At 57.6% G+C, this 19,172-nt stretch carries 7 protein-coding genes and 2 pseudogenes; 1 reads left to right on the forward strand and 8 read right to left on the reverse strand.

The window, feature by feature from the left end; translation table 11 throughout:
• The 4 genes and pseudogenes from QQF33_RS22160 to QQF33_RS25900 form a co-directional block, all read right to left on the reverse strand.
• A pseudogene (locus tag QQF33_RS22160) lies at positions 1-793 on the reverse strand (hemagglutinin repeat-containing protein); the annotation flags it as partial.
• Positions 794-860: 67 nt separating this feature from the next.
• The gene (locus QQF33_RS22165) at positions 861-1,127 is read right to left on the reverse strand and encodes a hypothetical protein (protein ID WP_285146248.1); all 267 of its coding nucleotides are present in this window, start codon (positions 1,125-1,127) and stop codon (positions 861-863) included.
• On the reverse strand, positions 1,124-1,996 hold the full coding sequence (locus QQF33_RS25895; RefSeq protein WP_390888487.1) for a VENN motif pre-toxin domain-containing protein: 873 nt from the start codon (positions 1,994-1,996) through the stop codon (positions 1,124-1,126). The genes QQF33_RS22165 and QQF33_RS25895 overlap by 4 nt, the downstream gene beginning before the upstream one ends.
• Positions 1,997-2,032: 36 nt before the next feature.
• Positions 2,033-2,887: pseudogene (locus tag QQF33_RS25900) on the reverse strand (hemagglutinin repeat-containing protein); the annotation flags it as partial.
• Between the two features lie 302 nt (positions 2,888-3,189).
• On the opposite strand from QQF33_RS25900, the gene QQF33_RS22175 reads away from it, so the two are divergent.
• Positions 3,190-3,642, forward strand: a complete 453-nt coding sequence (locus QQF33_RS22175; protein ID WP_285158609.1) for a SymE family type I addiction module toxin — start codon at positions 3,190-3,192, stop codon at positions 3,640-3,642.
• 54 nt (positions 3,643-3,696) lie between these two features.
• Here the strand turns inward: QQF33_RS22175 and QQF33_RS22180 are convergent, their stop codons facing one another.
• From QQF33_RS22180 to nlpA, 4 genes are all read right to left on the reverse strand, one after another.
• Positions 3,697-4,197, reverse strand: a complete 501-nt coding sequence (locus QQF33_RS22180; protein WP_285158610.1) for a contact-dependent growth inhibition system immunity protein — start codon at positions 4,195-4,197, stop codon at positions 3,697-3,699.
• Positions 4,197-16,343 carry a hemagglutinin repeat-containing protein gene (locus QQF33_RS22185; RefSeq protein WP_285158612.1) on the reverse strand — a complete coding sequence of 4,049 codons (12,147 nt, stop codon included), beginning with the start codon at positions 16,341-16,343 and terminating at the stop codon, positions 4,197-4,199. The genes QQF33_RS22180 and QQF33_RS22185 overlap by 1 nt, the downstream gene beginning before the upstream one ends.
• A 14-nt stretch (positions 16,344-16,357) precedes the next feature.
• Positions 16,358-18,007 (reverse strand): ShlB/FhaC/HecB family hemolysin secretion/activation protein, encoded by a 1,650-nt coding sequence (locus QQF33_RS22190; protein WP_285158626.1) that lies wholly within the window; start codon positions 18,005-18,007, stop codon positions 16,358-16,360.
• 340 nt (positions 18,008-18,347) lie between these two features.
• Positions 18,348-19,157 (reverse strand): lipoprotein NlpA, encoded by an 810-nt coding sequence (gene nlpA / locus QQF33_RS22195; RefSeq protein ID WP_285158614.1) that lies wholly within the window; start codon positions 19,155-19,157, stop codon positions 18,348-18,350.
• Positions 19,158-19,172 lie beyond the last annotated feature (15 nt).

The raw sequence follows: 19,172 nt of genomic DNA on the forward strand, positions 1-19,172 counted from the left end.
CGTTGCCGCCCCCACCGATACTCACGCCCACACCGCCGCCGCTGCTGCTGTTCTTGCCGCTCGACTGCTGAGTATTCGCCGCACCGCTCAGCAGAATATCGTTTTGCGCATCCAGGGTGGTGTCGCCACCCGCTTTCAGCTGGCTGCCTGCAATCACGATGTCGCCGCTGTTCGGGCCGCTGCCTTTCCCGTTCGCGGTGATGGAGAGGTTATTGCCCGCGTTCAGCGTGCTGCCCGTCACCGCATCGCTCTGCGCGTGCTGTTCTGATTTCGATTTTTGCGTGGTGAGTGAGAGGGCGACCCCCAGCGCATTCGGATCGCCCGTGGTCGCGGCCATGTCCACCGCCTGCCCGGCCTGCACACCGGACAGCGCAGTTTTAGTCGCCTGCAACGCCGCCAGTCGCCCATCGCTCTCCTCATGCGCATCCTGCGCCGCACTCACCGCGTTGTTAATCGCACCACCCACCGTGCCGGACAGCGCGACCGTCAGCCCGCTTTTCTTCTGCTCGAAGGTTTCATCGCGGGTGCGTTTGTCGTGCCCCGGTTCGATGATGACGCTGCTGCCGCTGAGGTTTAAATCTTTCCCGGCGACCAGATCTGCACCGCCGATATGCGCCTGATTTCCGGCAGAAATATCCACGTTGCCGCCCGTCGAACCGACGGTGCTGAAGCTCTGGCTTTGCGTCGTTCCCTTCTCACGCAGATCGTGCGTCGATTTGCTGCTGCCGATGGTGAAGCCGATGCCGCCCGACCCCATCAGGCCGCTTTTTTTCTCTTCTTTGAAGCGCGGGGACGGGCGCTGTATGTGTTGACCACCGGTGACCGAAAAAAAATCCCGCCGGATTAAGGGCGGGATTTTCCTATTGAAGTTTTGATAGGTGAATGAGTTTTTCAGCGATTTTTCGTTCGGTACTGCCATCACTGTCCAAAAGCATATATTCAGTAACCAACCAATGTAAGTAATAGCAAAGATCCTCTACCCTCTTTCCTGCCCGAAGCATTTCACATATCGGTTGTACATATGCATCATATTCATCATCCGCTTCAGTGAGATCTTTTATTCCGATAGGATCCCATTCATGCAGTAAAACAGTCCTGACTTTCTCATATAAAACACGATCACTCATTTTGTAGGGGCTCCAGGAATTACGGTTACAACATCGCCTGTTTTAGAGTTAACGATAACGCGCAGATTGTTCGTTGCGTCATAATACCCTGTAGTACCTGCATTCGTCGGATAGGTTGCACCAGTCTTAATTGTATTCTCAACAGCAGAAGGTGGAACGCCACGCCCTTGCATGCGATCAACTGCATGGGCTGAATAGGTACGCTCCCCAATAACTGCTGGCGTATTTGAACCCTTTGCATTCATAGGGTTGCCATTTCTCCCTGTTGGGTTATAGGCCCCTCTCGGTCCTGCTCCACCTTCGATTAATGGATTATCGCGACATGCCCAAGGTTCTTCATTGCAGAGATTTCGACCCAGCGAGTTATTCTCGACCGCATTCTTCCCTGCCTGCGCCCCCGCCGTTGTCCCGCTTGAGTTACCACTAACGATATTCCCCGCAAGCCCTGACGCAATCGTTGCCAGGTTGCTGATATACTGCTTATCGCTTTCGCTCAGATCGCTGATCTCTTTACCCGGGAACAACTGGTCTTTTATGGCTCGGGCTGCCAGTTCTCCCGTCAACGCTCCTGCAGCACCCGCAGCCGCACTCTTACCCTGTAACGAGGCCACCACACCGCCCAGCAGGGCATGAGCGATCAGCGCGTCATCTTTGTTCAGGCCAGAACGATGCCCGATGATATTTGCCAGCTCTGGGGCCGATGCCGCTGCCAGTGCACCCGCCAGATCTCCGCCTCCCGCCAGTACGGTCAGTGCCCCGGTGGCCGCCTGGATACCGCGCTGAACCGCACCGCCCGTGCCGTAGAATGACGACGCATTGTTGTACGCACGATCTGCCACAGCCGCATCTGTGACTGCTTTTCCTTCCACGGCCAGTTGCTGGCGTGCTTCTTCCAGCGATGCCGGATCTTTCGCCGCCTTACGCCCGGCCAGCTCACCCTGCGTCCTTGCAATGTCTGCAGCCTGAACGCTGATGTCGCTGATAAGCCCGATTGCTTTCAGGCGGTTCTGCTCTTTCTCCTTGTCGAAGATCGGGCTGATGCTGTCGTTGGCATGTTCCGTGTCGCGGCTCAGATCTGCCACGTCCTGTTTCTGGCCAGCCTTATCACGAACGGTTATCGTGCCGTCAGCGATTGCCGCCTGCGTCGTTCCCTCTGCATGGCCTTTGTTGCCACCGCCTGCCAGCAGCGTACTCGCCGCATTGCTGGCAAACTGCCCGGCGATACTGCCCCCGCTGTTAAACGAGCCGCCCGCGTGGTGGGTTTTAAAATCCGCTTCGTTGTGAATATCGCTAAAGCCCAGCGTGCCCGTGTCGAGGCTGTTTTTATCCGCCGTTGCCGTGGATGCAATGACCGCCCCGTCAAGCTGTGTGTGGTTGCCGACGGTGATGTCAAAACCACCGTCTCCGGCAAACAACCCGGTCTGCTCGGCGACCGAGTCGAAGCGACTCTTCATCTTGTCCTGACTGACGCTGATATAGCCCGAATCGGACATCGAACCGAAGGTGAAGCTGCCGCCTCCTGCCACGCTGGTTTGTTTACTGTCGTAGTCGTTATTGTTCTGCTGGCTGCTCATCAGCAGGTCGTGACCCACGTCGGCAATGATTGTGTTGCCGTTGACTTGTGCCCCGTCGAGTACGGTGTCGTTTCCGCTCTTGATGGAGACCGTTTTGCCGCTGTCTATCGTGGTCTCGGTCCAGTCGGTGCCGTTGCCCTTGTCTTTCCCGTGGGCAGAGTTACCGTTGGCAAATACACTGATACCCCCAGCTACCGACACCATAGGGGTTGAGAAAAGAAATAATAGATGAAGTCTTAACTAAATTATTAAAAGCACAACGTTACATGTATCTATATTATTTTCTGAAGCAGCCTCGCAATTTTCAATATTACCCGTCAACTTTTTACTGTGTTTTTATTCAGCAAGGTATAATAGGAACAGATAAGAATAAGGCCTCAACAGGAAAGTAACATAAAACTATAAATTCAGATTATTAAAGAACGCGATGTAAAGGTGTTAGAGCACCCTTACACCGCTAACCACAAACAACTAAAAAGGAGTTGAATATGGCTAAGTGCGATATTAAGCCAGAAGTGATTATTGCCAAAACAGATTCTGAAACTTTGGCCAATATTTCCAGAAACCGCGAAGCGGTACGCAAAAATGGCGTTCGTGCGGTTGAAAAGAAAGCAAAAGGGATTTCTAAAAGCGTACGGCGTATGACGGTGAGTTATGTCAGTACCCGCCACTACGATCGCAAGACCGAGAGAACCCGGCGCTATACCCGCAGCGCCAGCCTGCGCCTGAACGGCCACTGGATGGAAGAAGCCGGGTTTACCACCGGCACACCGCTGGATGTGCGGGTGATGCCGGGGTGTCTGGTGATCACCACTCGCCCGGAAGAAACATCGTTTATGAAAGACCTGAACAAGATCAGCAGTTTGCCGGAGAAAGAGCAGGAGCAGGTGAGGCGGTTTTTGACGGGAGTGGCAGCGAAGGTGGTGCTTGAGGCGGTTTGAATGAAATTAAAAAATCCCGCCTGATAAAGGCGGGTTCTTCTGAAACTTTAGTTATCATTTACAGCGACTTAATGCAAGCCTGAGACCCGCACCGATCTCTTCAGGAGTACTATCGACAGATAATACAACGTCTTCAATGCCATCGCCTTTTGTTCTTCCCCATGCCTCAAGTTTTTCATGTCGGGAAGGGGAAATAGTAATGAGTCCATTTACCAAATGGACCCCACATTTTTTCATGTTATTGAATAACTTTCTTTTCGTTTTATAATTATATTTTCCCATCAACATTGCTATCCATTGTTTATAGTTTTCCTTATTGCGTTCCAAATTAAAAAAATCCGCACGCTCTTCACGGATAGTCAAGCTCCGGCTATTGGATAATGACAGAAGGATTGTTTCGCCAATGGATATATCATCAGCATTAGGAGGGAGAAGATGAGAGGGGAAAAGAGGGTCTCTTCCGGTCATACCTAATCCAGAATATGTGTCAACGCACAAAAATTCATCAGTTACAAAAACGTTAGCCCAATAATCCTGATTTTGATTAAATACCATCATTTCACCTGTGTGATCTTCACTGTGACACCTTGGGTTTTACCATATTCGACAGCTCTATTGATTTCTGTCCACTGAGTTTTGGTTGTATTAGCTGGGACAGCTAACTGAATTTCTTTGTTAGAGATCATTGATGAATCAAGGCTAATGCCTGAACGGGAGCTATCTTTAAACCCCACAGCTTTATCGATATTTCCTTTCACTGTACTATAGAGCTGATTTGGCTTATTAAGTCTAGATATCGTCTGTGTATCTAAAGATTTAACACTATATGCCGTTTTAGTCGAAGCATCATAATAATCAAACGTTCTAAATCCAACCGGTAAACGATCTGTCGTTGACGGTAATGTATTTCCGACATAATCCTCCCACGGCATACCCTGTTTCATGTTCCCCTGGCCCCACTTCAGGCCAATATCAGCAGCGCTCACCGTTGCTGTCGCCGTATTACGGCTCATAAAGGAGACGGCGGCAATCGTCACGTCTTTTGCCAGCAGTCCCAGTGAACCCAGCGCAGCCTGATTTTCCGGGTCTGATGCAAACGCCGCAAACTGCATCCAGCCTGGCGTACCGGCATCGATCTTACTCAGATCCTGGCTGTTCCACTGCTGAACATATGCGCGGGCCTTCTCATCGTTCATTCCCCCTGCACCCGGAATATTATTCATCCAGGCCGGACGACTCGCCATATCCAAACCACCTTCGGCCAGTTCTTTATCCCAGGCAAGTGCGGAAGCAGGGTTATCTTTCAGGGTTTCATCCAGTTGCTGGCTCTGTTTGTCGCTGACGTTCTTCCATTTATCAATGACAGACTGGCAGTCACCACCCGATTTGCGGCAGTCCGACAGCTCTTTATCAAAGGTCAGCGACTGGCTTGCACTAAGGAAATTGTTCTCAACCGCATTCTTCCCAGCCCCCGCCCCGGCAGCTGCGCCAGCCGTATTGCCACCCGCAAGCCCACCTGCTATACCTGCCGAAATACTCGCCAGCGAACTGATGGTCTGCTTCTGTTCTTCCGTCAGATCAGACATTTTTACATCAGGGTAATAAATCCCGGCAATGGCTCTCGCAATCACCTCACCGGATGCCGCACCCACGGCTCCTGCCGCTGCACTATTGCCCTGAATAGCCGCCACAGCACCACCCAGGATCGCATGCGCTATCGCGTTGACTGCCGGATCACCTTCCGTTGATTTCAGCAGATGCGCCAGCTCCGGCGCCGAAGCCCCCGCCAGCGCACCACCGATATTGCCACCCGCCAGACCCTGCAACGCCGCCGTTGCCGCCTGGATACCGCGCTGGATATCGCTCCCGGTGCCGAGCTTCTTCATCTCGCCCTGGTATTCCGGTGTGGCACGCAGTTTCGCCAGATATGCCAGACGCTGTTCTTCCGTCGCATTCGCCGGAAGATCGCCGTATTTATCTTTTGCCTCTTTCAGTCCGTTCAGATCCCCCTGCGTCCGCGCAATGTCCGCTACCTGGCTGCCGATGTCGCTGATCATCCCCACCTCTTTCAGGCGGTTCTGCTCTTTTTCCTTGTCGAAGATTGGGCTGATGCTGTCGTTGGCATGCTCCGTATCGCGGCTCAGGTCCGCCACATCCTGTTTCTGGCTGGCTTTGTCGCGGATGGTGATGGTGCCGTCAGCGATTGCCGCCTGGGTTGTGCCTTCCGCGTGGCCTTTGTTGCCCGCCGCTGAAATCATCCCGCCCGGCATGTTGCCCGGGAATTCATCCCCGAAGCTGCCGCCGCCGCTCAGACTGATGCCTGAGTGCTGGGTTTTGAAATCGGCTTCGTTGTGCAGGTCAGTGAAGCCCAGTGTCCCGGTATCGAGGCTGTTTTTATCCGCCGTTGCAGTGGATGCGATGACCGCCCCGTCGAGCTGGGTGTGGTTGCCGACAGTGATGTCGAAGCCGCCGTCACCGGCAAACAGCCCGGTCTGCTCGGCGACCGAGTCGAAGCGGCTCTTCATCTTGTCCTGGCTGGCGTTGATGTAGCCGGAGCCAGACATCGTGCCGAAGGTAAAGCTGCCGCCAGCCGCCACGCTGGTCTGCTTGCTGTCGTACTTGTTGGTGTCCTGCTGGCTGCTCATCAGCAGGTCATGACCGACGTCGGCGACAATTTTATTGCCGTTGACCTGCGCTCCGTCGAGTACGGTATCGTTTCCGCTCTTGATGGTGACGGTTTTGCCGCTGTCTATTGTGGTTTCGGTCCAGTCAGTGCCATTGCCCTTATCTTTCCCGTGGGCCGCGTTGACGTTGGCGAACACGCTGATGCCCGCACCGTTGCCGCCCCCACCGATACTCACGCCCACACCGCCGCCGCTGCTGCTGTTCTTGCCGCTCGACTGCTGAGTATTCGCCGCACCGCTCAGCAGAATATCGTTTTGCGCATCCAGGGTGGTGTCGCCGCCCGCTTTCAGCTGGCTGCCTGCAATCACGATATCGCCGCTGTTCGGGCCGTGGCCTTTCCCGTTCGCGGTGATGGAGAGGTTATTGCCCGCGTTCAGCGTGCTGCCCGTCACCACATCGCTCTGCGCGTGCTGTTCTGATTTCGATTTTTGCGTGGTGAGTGAGAGGGCGACCCCCAGCGCATTCGGATCGCCCGTGGTCGCGGCCATATCCACCGCCTGCCCGGCCTGCACACCGGACAGCGCAGTTTTAGTCGCCTGCAACGCCGCCAGACGCCCATCGCTCTCCTCATGCGCATCCTGCGCCGCACTCACCGCGTTATTAATCGCGCCACCCACCGTGCCGGACAGCGCGACCGTCAGCCCGCTTTTCTTCTGCTCGAAGGTTTCATCGCGGGTGCGTTTGTCGTGCCCTGGTTCGATGATGACGCTGCTGCCGCTGAGGTTTAAATCTTTCCCGGCCACCAGATCGGCGCCGCCGATATGCGCCTGGTTTCCGGCAGAAATATCCACGTTGCCGCCCGTCGAACCGACGGTGCTGAAGCTCTGGCTTTGCGTCGTTCCCTTCTCACGCAGATCGTGCGTCGATTTGCTGCTGCCAATGGTGAAGCCGATGCCGCCCGACCCCATCAGGCCGCTTTTCTTCTCTTCTTTGAAGCGCCAGTCCGTATTGCTGTTGGTCGCCGCCACAATATCGACGTTGTTACCGGCCCTGAGCGTGACCTGATCATCCCCGACCACGCCGGAGCCTTTCACCAGCAGGTTATTCCCCGCCGCGACCTGCACATTATCCCCGCTCAGCAGCGTGCCGCTTTCATGGGTGGCGCTGCTCTCCTCGATGGTGTGCGTGGTTTTTTTGCTGAGGAAACCGCTCTTGGTTTTGGTCTGCTCTTTGTAGTAGTAATCGCTTTCCGTGGCGGTAGTGAGATTCACGTCGCGACCCGCCACAACGCCAATGTCTCCCTGCGCGGTCACCTGCGCCGCTTCGGAGTTCACATCCCGCCCGGCGATGACCACCGTGTTGCCGCCGCTGGCGATTTCGGTTCCCTGCTGGCGCACCGATTCGTTGATGACGGTTTTCTTGCTCGATTTGTAGCTGTCGCCTTCGCCGGTCGCCTGCGCTTCAAGGTTCACGTCGCGCCCGGCCTGTATGCCGACATCTTTCTCCGCCGCCAGCGCTGCCGCCTGCGAATTAATATCCTGCCCGGCTTTCAGCACCAGGTTGTCGCCTGCGGAAATCGTCGTGCGATCGATGCCGGTACTGTGGGACTCGCTCTTGCCTTTACGGCTGCTGTCGCTGGTCTGCTCCGCGTTAAGATTCAGATCGTTACCCGCGTTCAGCCCGGCGCTGCCGCCGGCTTTCAGGTCACTGGCGCTGAGGTCGATGTTGTTCCCGGCGTTGATGCTGAGGTTGCCGCCCGCATTTACCGTGCTGCCCTGGTACGTCACGGACGAACGGCTGGTTTTGGCCTGGCTGGAGCTGTAGGCGTCGTTGATCTGATTGGCGTTAACCGCGATATCGCCCCACGCGTTCAGCAGCATATCGCCGCCCGAGGCGAGGTTCGCACCCGTCACGGTGATGTTTTTACCTGCTTCGAGCGACAGGGAATCCTGCGCCGTGATCGAGGCCGTGGTGCCGAGGACGGTGTCTTTAATACTGACGTTGCTGTATTTGCCTTTGGCATTGATATCAATCTGATCCGCCAGCGTCAGGTTGTTGATGCTGCCGTCGAGGCTCGCCAGCTGCACCGTTTTGCCGCTGATGGTGGAGCTGATGTTGTTGATATCGCCGATGGCGCTCAGGTTGAGATCGCCGCCCGCTTTGATCAGGCCGTTGTTGAGGTTGCTGATGCTGTTCTGGCTGTCGAGCGTCAGGTTGTTGTTCGCCACCAGCGAACTGCCGCTGTTGGTAATGTTGCCGCCGGTCAGGCTGACGTTGTTGCCCGCGATGACGCTGCCGTTGTTGACGGTGACGTCCTTCGGCGAGAGATAGACTTTCGGCACCATCACCGTTTCGCCGTTGATGGTCGCTTTTTCCCACCACAGGATGCTGTGGTCGAGGGAGGCGATCTGATCGGCGGTCAGAGAGACGCCGAACTGCAGGCCCAGCGACTGCTGCGCTGCGGCGGCGCTGTCCATCAGGTAGCGCATCTGGTCGAGATCGGACCCGACGCCATTCAGGTAGCGGCTGCCCGTCTGGTTGAGCACCGTATTGCTGACGTAGCGCGTATCAAACGCCGCGTCGCCGAGGAAGCGGTAGTCGTAATCCGGGTTCAGGTTGAGACGACCCAGCATGTAGGACGACCCGAGCACCTGTTTTTCATCGGTAAAGGCGGCGCGCGTCTCCTGTGGAGCGCTGGTCGACGGCTGCGTGCCGAGCATTTTGTTGAGATCGGCGAACAGGGCGGGATCGAGCTGCCCGAGGCCGTTCAGTTTCGGGTTGACGTTAATGAGGTACGGGCTTTTTGGATTATCGGAAACCACAAAATAGCCGTTGTTGCCTGATGGCAGCGGGTAGGCGCTGGTATCGACGGTTTTGCCCTGATACTGCCCGGTTGCGCCGCCTTTGGCGGTGTTGAGGTCCGCCGTGGTGACGCCCGCTTTTGCCAGCTCATTAAGCTGACCGAGGCTGGCGTTGCCTTTTTGGCTGGTGGAGATGTTGCTGAGCGAGGTGCTGCTTGCGCCGCTGCTGTCCAGCGCGCCGCCGCCGTTGATTTGCTGCAACGCGCCCTGGAGTTGATCGTTCCACTGCGGGGAGTTGACCGCGACCACGCCGGTGTTCGCCAGGTTCTGCTTTTGTGCAGCACCATCAATGGTTTGGTTGCTCAAAGTCGTGAGCGTAGGAGCTTTGATAGTTGAGCTATTCCCGCCAACATTCGCCGTGGTGGTGGTATTGCTGATATCACTGGTGAAGTTAGCAACGACATTGCCACCGGCCTGGATAACGGCCCGATAAGCGTTTCCATCAACGCCTTCTGTGCGGATATTCCCTCGGGACGTGAAATAGATGTAATTCACACCGCCGGTACCGTTTTGGGAGGTTATTTTTGATTCTTTTGCGAACTCATCACCGCCATAGGAATATGTCATATAGCGTGTCTGAGCACTTTCAATCCAGGATTGGTTGTTCAGTGTCCCGCCGCTGAGTACGATATTTTTCGTCGCCAGAATGTTACTGGCATTATTTTCCATCGTATTCGCTGACAACAGAGCATCGCGCCCGGAGGATATGCGCGCTGCGGCTGAACCATCGCTGCTGACAACGACCTGCGAGCGAGATACCGCGAATTCTAAATCGCCAGCATTTTTATATGGCGCAGGTCGTGACCAATATGCCCCTGCACAAGAGTTAGCGCACCCCGTATCAACGCGGTAATACCCATAATTGTAATTAACACTATCCAGGTAACTGAGCGGTACGAGAGCCTCTGTCTGCGTCAGCCATGAATATTGATTGGTGATCTCGGTTTCTGCGGTAACACTTGCCGATAATCCAGCACGTTCATTTAGCAAATGTCCGGTCTTAATTGAAATATCACCATTCTGCGTCTCAATCGTCCCCGACGTATTCACCACTTCACTGTTCGCATTCCCTGCCGCGTCTTTCTGCATCCACAGATTATTTCCGGCAAGAATGTCGCCGCGCTGGTTGGTGATGCTGTTGGCGTACAGCGCCAGATTGTTCGCGGCGTAGAGCAGGGCGGTGTTGACGATCGACCCTGGCGCGCTGAGCGTCAGGGAGCCGCGGGTGCCGGTGAAACCGTCCACGGTGATATTGCCGCGGCTGGCGATGGCGATATCGCCGCCACCCTGGATCGTCCCGGCACCGTTGAGCGCCACGGTGCTGCCGGAGAGCGCACTCGCGCCGCTGCCGGTGGTCAGTTGCCCGTTGTTGGTCAGCGCGCCGCCCGCGGTCAGATTGACCGCCTGGCCCTGCATCACGCTGCGGTTTTCGATCGCACCGTTACTGCTGATACTGAGGGTTTTCCCCGCCGCGATCGCCGTCTTACCGGTAAACGCATTCGTGAGTTTTAAGGTCAGATTGCCCAGCGAAACCAGCTGGCCGACCGCATCCAGCCCTTTACTCTCCAGCCACAGATCGCCGCCGCTGAGCAACTTACCCGCCGCGCTCTGGGTGACCTGATCGGCGTCAATCGTCAGCTGGCTGTTGCCGAGCAGCGTCCCGCTGTTTGTCATCTGGTCATAATTCACCGCCAGCGTTCCCGCCTGGGTGGTGCCCTGGTTTACCAACGTATTGCCCGTCAGCGTGGTCTGATCCGCAAGCCAGGTGCCGCCGTTAGTTGCCGTCGCCGCGTTGAGGATCAGATTCGTCGCCTGAAGCCAGCCCGCGCCGGTGAACTGCGGCGTCGTCAGCGTCAGGCGTGCGCCGGAAAGCAGTTTGCCGTCGTTGCGTGCCTGAGTGTTGGCGGTGACGTTTGTGTCGCCGCCGCCCTGCATCAGGCCGTAGTTGAAAAGAGAGGGCGTCGTTACGGTCAGCCCCTGACGGCTGACGATCTCCCCGCCAGCGTTGTTGGTCAGCGCTCCGCTGAGGCTAAACGTCGCGCCGTTATCCCCCTGCAATCGCCCGTTGTTGGTCAATGCGCCGCTGGTCACGCCGAGCGTTGCGCCCTGGATTTTTCCGTCGTTAGCGAGGGAGGCGGCGTTGAGATTCAGCGCCCCGCCGGTCAGCATCGTCCCGTTCTGCTGCTGGGTGATGGCCCCGGTCTGGGCCAGCGTCAGCCCGTTCACACCGCTGATCGCCCCGCTGTTGCTGAGCGTCGTCCCTTTGAGTGTCAGGTTTTTCGCCGCCCACTGGCCCTGATTGTTGAGTGACATCGCCTGCAGCGTCGCGCTGCCCAGCGCAGTGATTTTGCTGCCCGCGCCGTTGGTCAGATTAGTTGCCAGCGTCATTTGCAGCGCGTCGGCGCTCTGCACCGCGCCGTTGTTGGTCAGCGACTGGGCATCCAGCAGAATGTTTTGCCCCTGCCAGGACCCGTTATTGGTGACCGTCCCGGAGGTAATATTCAGCGTGCCCTGCGTGAGCAGCGCCCCCGACGCGCCGTTGATCAGCTCCAGCTGCGGCGCAGCCATCGCCATGCGGGCCATCAGTTGCTGCTGGGCCTTCAGCGTCAGGCTTTGCAGCCCCGTCAGCGTTCCCTGGTTGTTGATACTGGTCTGGCGCAGTGCGAGGGTTTTCCCCTGCACCGCCCCGCTGTTTTTGAGCGAGATGCCGCCGAGCCGCATATCCCCTTCGCCCAGCAGTTGGCCCCGGTTATCCAGCGTCTGCGCGGTGATTGCCGTGTCGCCCTGGCTCATCAGCGCGCCGGTTGAGGTGAGGGTGCCGCCAACACTGGCGATTAACGCCCCCTGGCTGAGGAGCGATCCGCCGTGCGTCCAGCCGTCCGCCGTTACCGTTACGCCGTTGCCCTGAAGCGTGCCCTGGGTGGTTAGCTGCCCGGCATCCAGCGTCAGCGCCCCGCCGGTCAGCGTTTTTGACGCCGCGCCGGTGACGAGCGAATCACCCGTCAGCGTGAGGGCGTCGGTGCCCTGCCACAGGCCGCTGTTGTTCAGTTCGCGGGCGTTTAGCGTCAGGGTTTTGCCCATCACGCGGCCTGGGTTCAGCAGGCTATCGGCGGTGAACTTCACCGCGCCGCCGCTCTGTAGCAGGCCGGTGTTGGTTATCTTGCCGCTGAGGTTGCCGGTGAGCCCTTTCAGGCCGTTAACTGTCCCGCTGTTATCCAGCGACGAGCCCGTCAGGCTCAGGTTTTCCCCCTGAAGGGCACCCGCGTTGCTAAGCGTTCCGCCGTTCAGGGTGAGCGCGCCGCCGGAGAGCCATTTACCCGCCGCGTCGTTGCTGATCCGACTCGCCGTCGCCTCCGCCCGATCGTTGCCCTGAATCAGGCCGCTGTTGCGGATATCGGTGGCCCCCAGCGTGAGGGTTTTGCCTGCCAGCGTCCCGGTATTGGTCAGGGTGACGGCGTTCAGCGCGGCGTCATTTTTGGCGACCAGCCCGCCCTGATTATTCAGCGCGTTGTGGAGGGTCATCTCCAGCGCATCCGCCTGAATATCGCCGCTGTTGAGCAGATCGTTGCCCTTAACTGTCAGCCGCTGATTGACCTGCATCAGGCCGTGGTTTTCGAGCTTATCAAGATCCATCGCGAGCGCGCCGCCGCTTACCAGCTGTCCGCTTTGGCCGTTGGTCAGCGAGCGGGTGGTCAGCGTCAGGCCGTCGTTGCCTTGCAGAATGCCGTTGTTCGTCAGCTGCGGCGTAGTGAGCGTCAGCGTTTTCGCCGCCAGCTGCCCGTCGTTAAAGAGCTGCGCCGCCGTCAGTTCAAACAGATTTTGGCTGAGGAGGGTGCCCTGATTATCCAGCCGTCCGCCAGCGTTGAGGGTAAGACGATCCAGCGTCTGCACCGACCCGCTGTTGCTGATGGCGTCTGCGGTGACAGAGGCGTCGCGCGCCTGAATCTGCCCCTGGTTGCTTAAGGATTTGCCGCTGAGCGTCAGCGTTTCGCCGCCGGTAATTTGCCCCTGCGTCTGGTTGGTGAGTCCGCCACCGGTCCAGGTCAGTGCGCTGCTCCCCTGCAACAGACCGCTGTTTTGCAGGTCGCCGCGCAGGGTCAGTACTTTCGCCAGCAGCTGCCCGCGGTTATTGATGTTAGCCGCGTTCAGATCCAGCTTTTGCTGGCTCAGCACGTTGCCGTCGTTGGTCAAGGATTTGGCGATCGTCGCGGTGATGCCCGCTTCGCCCAGCGCGTTGCCGCTGTTGATCCACTCGCCGGTCGCCAGGTTGAGGGTTTTGCCCTGCAGCAAACCGGCGTTGATGAATTTGTCGTTTTGCAGACGCACGTCCCCGCCGGAGAGCACTTTGCCGTTCTGCTGGTTGTTGAGCTGCGTTCCCGTCGCCGTTAGCGCAGTTGTCCCCTGCAGCGTACCGCTGTTGGCGATGGTCCCCGCGTTGAGTTGCACATTCGCTCCGGCCAGCAGCCCGCTGTTCAGCAGCTCCGGCGTCGCGAGCGTCAGTCCGTTGCGGGCGATAATCTGTCCGCTGCTGTTGTTTTGCATCTGGCGAGACAGGGTGAGCAGCAGGTTCGTCGCGCTCAGCTCCCCGCTGTTCGCCAGCGTCGCGCCGCGAAGGGTCAGCGTGCCGTCGCTGCGCATGGCGCCGCCGTTCGTGACCTCGTCGGCGTTGAGAGTAAGAATGTCATACCCCTGCATCACGCCCTGGTTTTGCAGGGTATTGCCCGTCAGTTGCAGGTTTTTTGCCGCTATCTGACCGTCGTTTAGTAGCGTCGAACCTTTAACGTTCAACGCATCGTCGGCCAGCAGACGACCGGCCGTCTGGTTAGTCAGCGAGTTGCCATCAAGACGCAGATTTACGCCGTTGATTTCGCCGCTATTGGTCAGCGCATTGCCCTGCCACCCCAGATCGGCGTCCGTGGTGATGAGACCGCTGTTGTTCAGTTCCGGCAGATTGAGCGTCAGGTTACGGGCGCTATAAATCGCGCCGCCTGTCAGGTTATCCAGCGTGGTCGCCCGCAGGGTTAGCAGGGTGTTTCCCTGCAACAGACCGCTGTTACTTATCTGTTTGCCATCGAGAGTCAGGACGTCGGCCACCAGCGTGCCGCTGTTCGCTATCGCGTCCGGTGCTGTGAGGGTGATGCTGTCCGCTTTCGCTTTGCCGCTCTGGTTGATGCGCTGCCCGTTGAGGGCGATAGCATTCGCCGTGAGTTCACCGCGCTGGGTGATGCCGTCGGTGGCGCCAAAAGAGAGGGTTTTCGCCGTGGATGTGCCGCTGTGATCGAGGTTCTGTGCCGAAGCGCGCAACGCGCCTTTTGCCGCCTGCACGCCGCCAAGATCCGCGCTATTTGCTTGCAGGGTCAGATCCTGACCGCTCTGAAGATGCGCGTCAGCGCGGGTGGTGAGATTTTTGCCGCTGACGGACAGTGCGCCCGCGGCGTCCGTCTGGCCGTTGAGATCGGCGAGCTGGGCGGCGGTGAGCTGGATGTTGCCCTGGCTGGTGGTTCGTGAATCTTTGCCGCTGGTGAGGGTGTCGGCATCCGCCGTCAGCGCTTTTGCCCCGGAGAACACGCCGTTTTGCACCAGCGCGCCCGCTTTGGCACGCAGCGCACCGTCCGCCACCACGCTTCCGCTATTGCGAAGAGACTCGCTGGCGTTCAGTTCCGCATCGCCTTTGGCAGTGAGGGTGCCCTGCTGGTTGAGCGTCCCGGCGCTGACCTGCAGCTGGCCGCCGCTTTGCACCGTGCCGCTGTTGGTGATGTTTTTCCCGGCAAGGGTGACGCCGTTGCCCTGCAAGGTGCCGCTGTTCGTCAGGCCCTCGGCCTGTACGCTGGCGCGCCCCTTCGCCGCCATCAGGCCGCTGTTGTCCAGCTGCTGGCTGGCGCTCGTCAGATCGCCACCCGCGTTAAGTTGCCCCTGGCTGGTGATGCGCTCACCGCTGAGATCGATATTGCTCGCCGCATCGGCGCGGCTGCGATTATCCAGCGTGAGCTGTTGTCCCTTAAGCGCAAGATTTTTACCTGCCGACACCGCGCTGCCCGTTGCGGCCAGCGTGCCGCCGCTGGTGAGCGTGGTCTGCGTGTCGCTGCCGAGCGTCGCGTTGTTGAGCGTCAAATCCTGACCGCTGTTCACCGTCAGCGCCGCTTTACTGGTGGCGCTCCCGCCGCTCATCTGCAGTTTGCCATCATTGGTCAGGCGCATTTCGCCGCCGCTCACCAGGGTGCTGTTATTCAGCGCGATATCCTGCGAGCTGGCGACGTTGAGCGCCCCGCCCGACTGATGGCTACCGTTGAGCGTCACGCCTGCGCCTTTGGCGGTAATCGCTCCGCTGGCGAGGCTGTTCGTGACCGTCAGTTTACCGTTGGCATCCAGCTGAATATCGCCCTGACGGGCATTCAGATTACCGAGGTTCACCCCCACGCCTTTATCGCTCGACACCAGGCGAATGCGGTTGGCGTACATACCGCCCAGGGCGCTGGTATCCACCGCGATGACAGGCGCGACCCCTTCACCGGCGATGACTTTTACGCTGCCATCTGCGCCGACGCGGTTTGCCCCCGCCGTCACCGTCAGATCCCGGGCGTGGATCGCCGCATTGACCTCGGTAGCGCGGGCGATGATCGACAGGGCATCGCTTTGACTGGCATCCAGCCCCTGGCCTTCAATGGTGATCGCCCCTTTGCTGACATCCAGCGCCAGCAGGTTCCCGTTCGCGTCGAACTGCGGTTTGCCGGTGGTTAAGGTCACATTCGGGGTGTTGATAAATCCGCAGCCGTTACAGGTGATGCCGTAGGGGTTGGCGACCATCACGCTCGCCGCTTTTCCGCCGACTTCCGTATAGCCCTGGAGCTGAGAACGACTGCCGCCCGTCACTTCGTTGATAATGCCTTTCGCTTCTTTGCCCGCCACCAGGTTCGGGTTGTTCTGGATCAGGCCGCCGAGCTGCGTCTGGGTCAGACGGTCGGTGGCGTTATTGAGGATCACCCCTTCTTTGCCAACGTTGTAGCTGTTGAACTGGTTATGTGAAATCCCCGCCCCATTCGGCGGGGCGATATTCACCACCGGCACCCCGTTCCCGGCCTGATCCATCGTGGTCTTTCCGCCAGGCGTCATCACCGCCGCAAACGCGGGGGCGACGGGCTGCCAGACCATCAGGCTGCAAACCATCCAGCTAATCAGACGCTGTGAGAGACGAACAGGGGGGTGACGAGTATCCATAGTCATCAATTCTCTTAAAGCACGAAAGCAATGCGCCAGTTGACGCTGATGTGGTCCGGGCCGAGCCAGTCGGGATAGTGCACCGGCGTCCCCACGGAAACCTGGCTGCTGTACCAGCGCCCGGCGCTGCTGAGGCCAATGGAGGCGCCCCACAGGGTGCCGGACGCGTAGCGATCTTCACGGTCTTTTTCCAGCCAGCCGCCGTCGAACGCCGCCGTGGCGCTGACCTGGCCAATTACCGGGAGGGTAAACAGCGTGTAGCCGAGTTCGTTGCGCAGATACCCGCCGTTATCGCCGGACAAATACTGCTCTTTGAAGCCGCGCACCGAGCTTTCGCCGCCCAGGGTCAGGCGCTCAGAGCCGTATAACCGATCGGGTGACCACTGGCCGTAGGCGCTGGTCAGCCACCAGAGATTGCTGGTTAGCGGACGCTGAAAACTGGCGTTGAGGCTCCATTTACGGAATTCTGCGCGCGGCATATCGCCGGATTTGTCTTCATCCGTCTCGGCGTTGAACCACGGCATCCCGTGGCTGTAGGTGGGGTTGAAGGTCGCCACGCCACCCGCCATTTTTTGCGTATGGGTGATACCGACAATCAGGCTGGAGAGGTTGCGGGTGCTGCTTTGCAGCGGCGCATCGTTGAGCCAGTTACGGCTCGAGCGCTGTACCGCGCCCAGCGTCAGGCCGGTTTTGACGTCGCCGTTGCGATATACCACCCAGGAGCCATTGAGGCGGTGCGTTTTGGTGTCGCCCGTCGAGACCCACTGGTAGCCCATGTTATCGAGTGTGGTCCGGTAGTTGCTCCACGCATAGCTGTAGTCCAGCAGGCCATAGCCGAATGGCACGCTGACGCCCGCCTGGAAACTTTGCGCGTCATACGCGGTGGCAAAATCGCTGCTGCGCCCGCCGCTCACAAACCACTTATCGGCCAGCCCGAGGAGATTATTCCCGGTCAGACCGCCATTGAGCTGATCCTCACCGGTACTCTTTTGCCCGCTATTATCCAGACTGATGGTCGCACTTAACGGAAATTCGGGTTGCGCAGTAAGATTAACCACTGAATATCCCGGCTCTGACGCCGGAATAATTTCAATTTGCACGGGCGTGGTACGCAAACGGTTAATTTGCTCCATCCCTTGTTCGATATCCCGTAAATTAAGTACGCGCCCCTTAAGACCTGGAAACGCCATTTTGAGCATTAAGGGTGTTTCGCCTTCAAGGCGAATATCTGCAAGCTTTCCTTCCAGCACCGCAATATTGAGCTGACCACCAGAGAGATCCTGTTCGGTGAGAAAAGCGCGGCTGGTGATATATCCTCGGCTGATATACCAGTCAGAAATTTGTGCTGTTAATTCAGTGATTTTCGCCATATCCAGACACTGATTTTCCCAGGGTGTCAGCAGCTTCTGCTGAGCTTTAGGGGAGATCAGCGTCGCCCCCGTCAGGGTGATATTCTGGATGCGAAAACAGGGCCCGGTTCCTGTTGCGACAGGCGCTGGTGCCGTGGGTTTTGGCAGAGGGATCGAGCGCTCTAATTCTTCACGTTGCTGTTGGTTCTGTAATAACAGCTGCTGTTGCTGCTGTTGGATTGTGTCGCGGTCCGCAGGAGAAAGCGGGGCTGCCTGAAGAGTAAAGGTGCTCACGCCTGCAATAAGAACAGCCATGCGATAATTGACGAGAGAAATGGCGTTAAATAACCTGAACACCCTGTTCATTTTGTTCCTGGATTGATGTATTACAAATTATTTCAGAACTATAAGGCGAGCGTTATTTCGAGTAAATAGAATTTTAGATAAGCACTCAGTTTTTACTGAATATGTGACTGCCGTACAATTAATGGCTATTAATAATAGAATCGTTAATTCATCAAACAAATATATTATTTTGTTAATGATTTTCAGCACGAAATATTTTTCGCCATTATGCCGGGCTTACACCAAACAGCCCAGGCGACATCAAGGACACCGGATCAAACGTGAAAGGCGGGTTGCCCCGCCACACGTATCACCAGCCCGGCACCGCCCCGCCGTTAAAGATTTTTTCCGCCGCTTTCGCCACTTCCGGCGACTGGTACGACTGAATAAATTCCTTCACGTTTTCAGCGTCTTTGTTGTCTTCGCGCGTTACCACAATATTTACGTAAGGCGAGTTTTTGTCTTCGATAAACACCCCGTCATGCACCGGCGACAGCCCGGTTTGTTGCAGGTAGGTGGTGCTGATGATCGCCACATCCACTTTTGGGTCGTCCAGTACGCGCGGCAGCTGCGCGCCTTCCAGCTCCATGATGTTCAGTTTTTTCGGGTTGGCTGTGATGTCGAGCGCCGTTGGCAGCAGGCCGACGTCCGGTTTCAGCGTAATCAGCTTCTCTTTTTGCAGCAGCAACAGCGCGCGCCCGAGGTTAGTCGGGTCGTTTGGTATGGCAATGGTCGCGCCATCCTTCAGCTCTGATACGGCTGTGACCTTGCGGGAATAACCGGCCATCGGGAAGACAAAGGTATTGGCGACGGCCACTAATTTATAACCGTGCGCTTTGTTGTCTTCGGCGAGAAACGGACGATGCTGGAACACGTTCGCATCCAGTTCACCATGGTTGGTCGCATCGTTGGGCAACAGCGAGCCGCTAAAACCGACCAGTTCGACATCAAGGCCGTACTTCTCTTTCGCCACTTTTTTGGCGACTTCCGCCACGTCCTGCTCGGCGCCGTTAATCACGCCGACTTTAATGTGTTTGGCATCGCTGCCACCCTGGTCACAGCCCGCCAGCAGCAGACCCGTAAGAACTAATGCACCAAATCGAGGTAAAGAGAGTTTCACGAGACAGATCCTTTT

Source organism: Lelliottia wanjuensis (genome assembly GCF_030238365.1).
In the GTDB taxonomy this organism is placed as follows: Bacteria; Pseudomonadota; Gammaproteobacteria; order Enterobacterales; family Enterobacteriaceae; genus Enterobacter; species Enterobacter wanjuensis.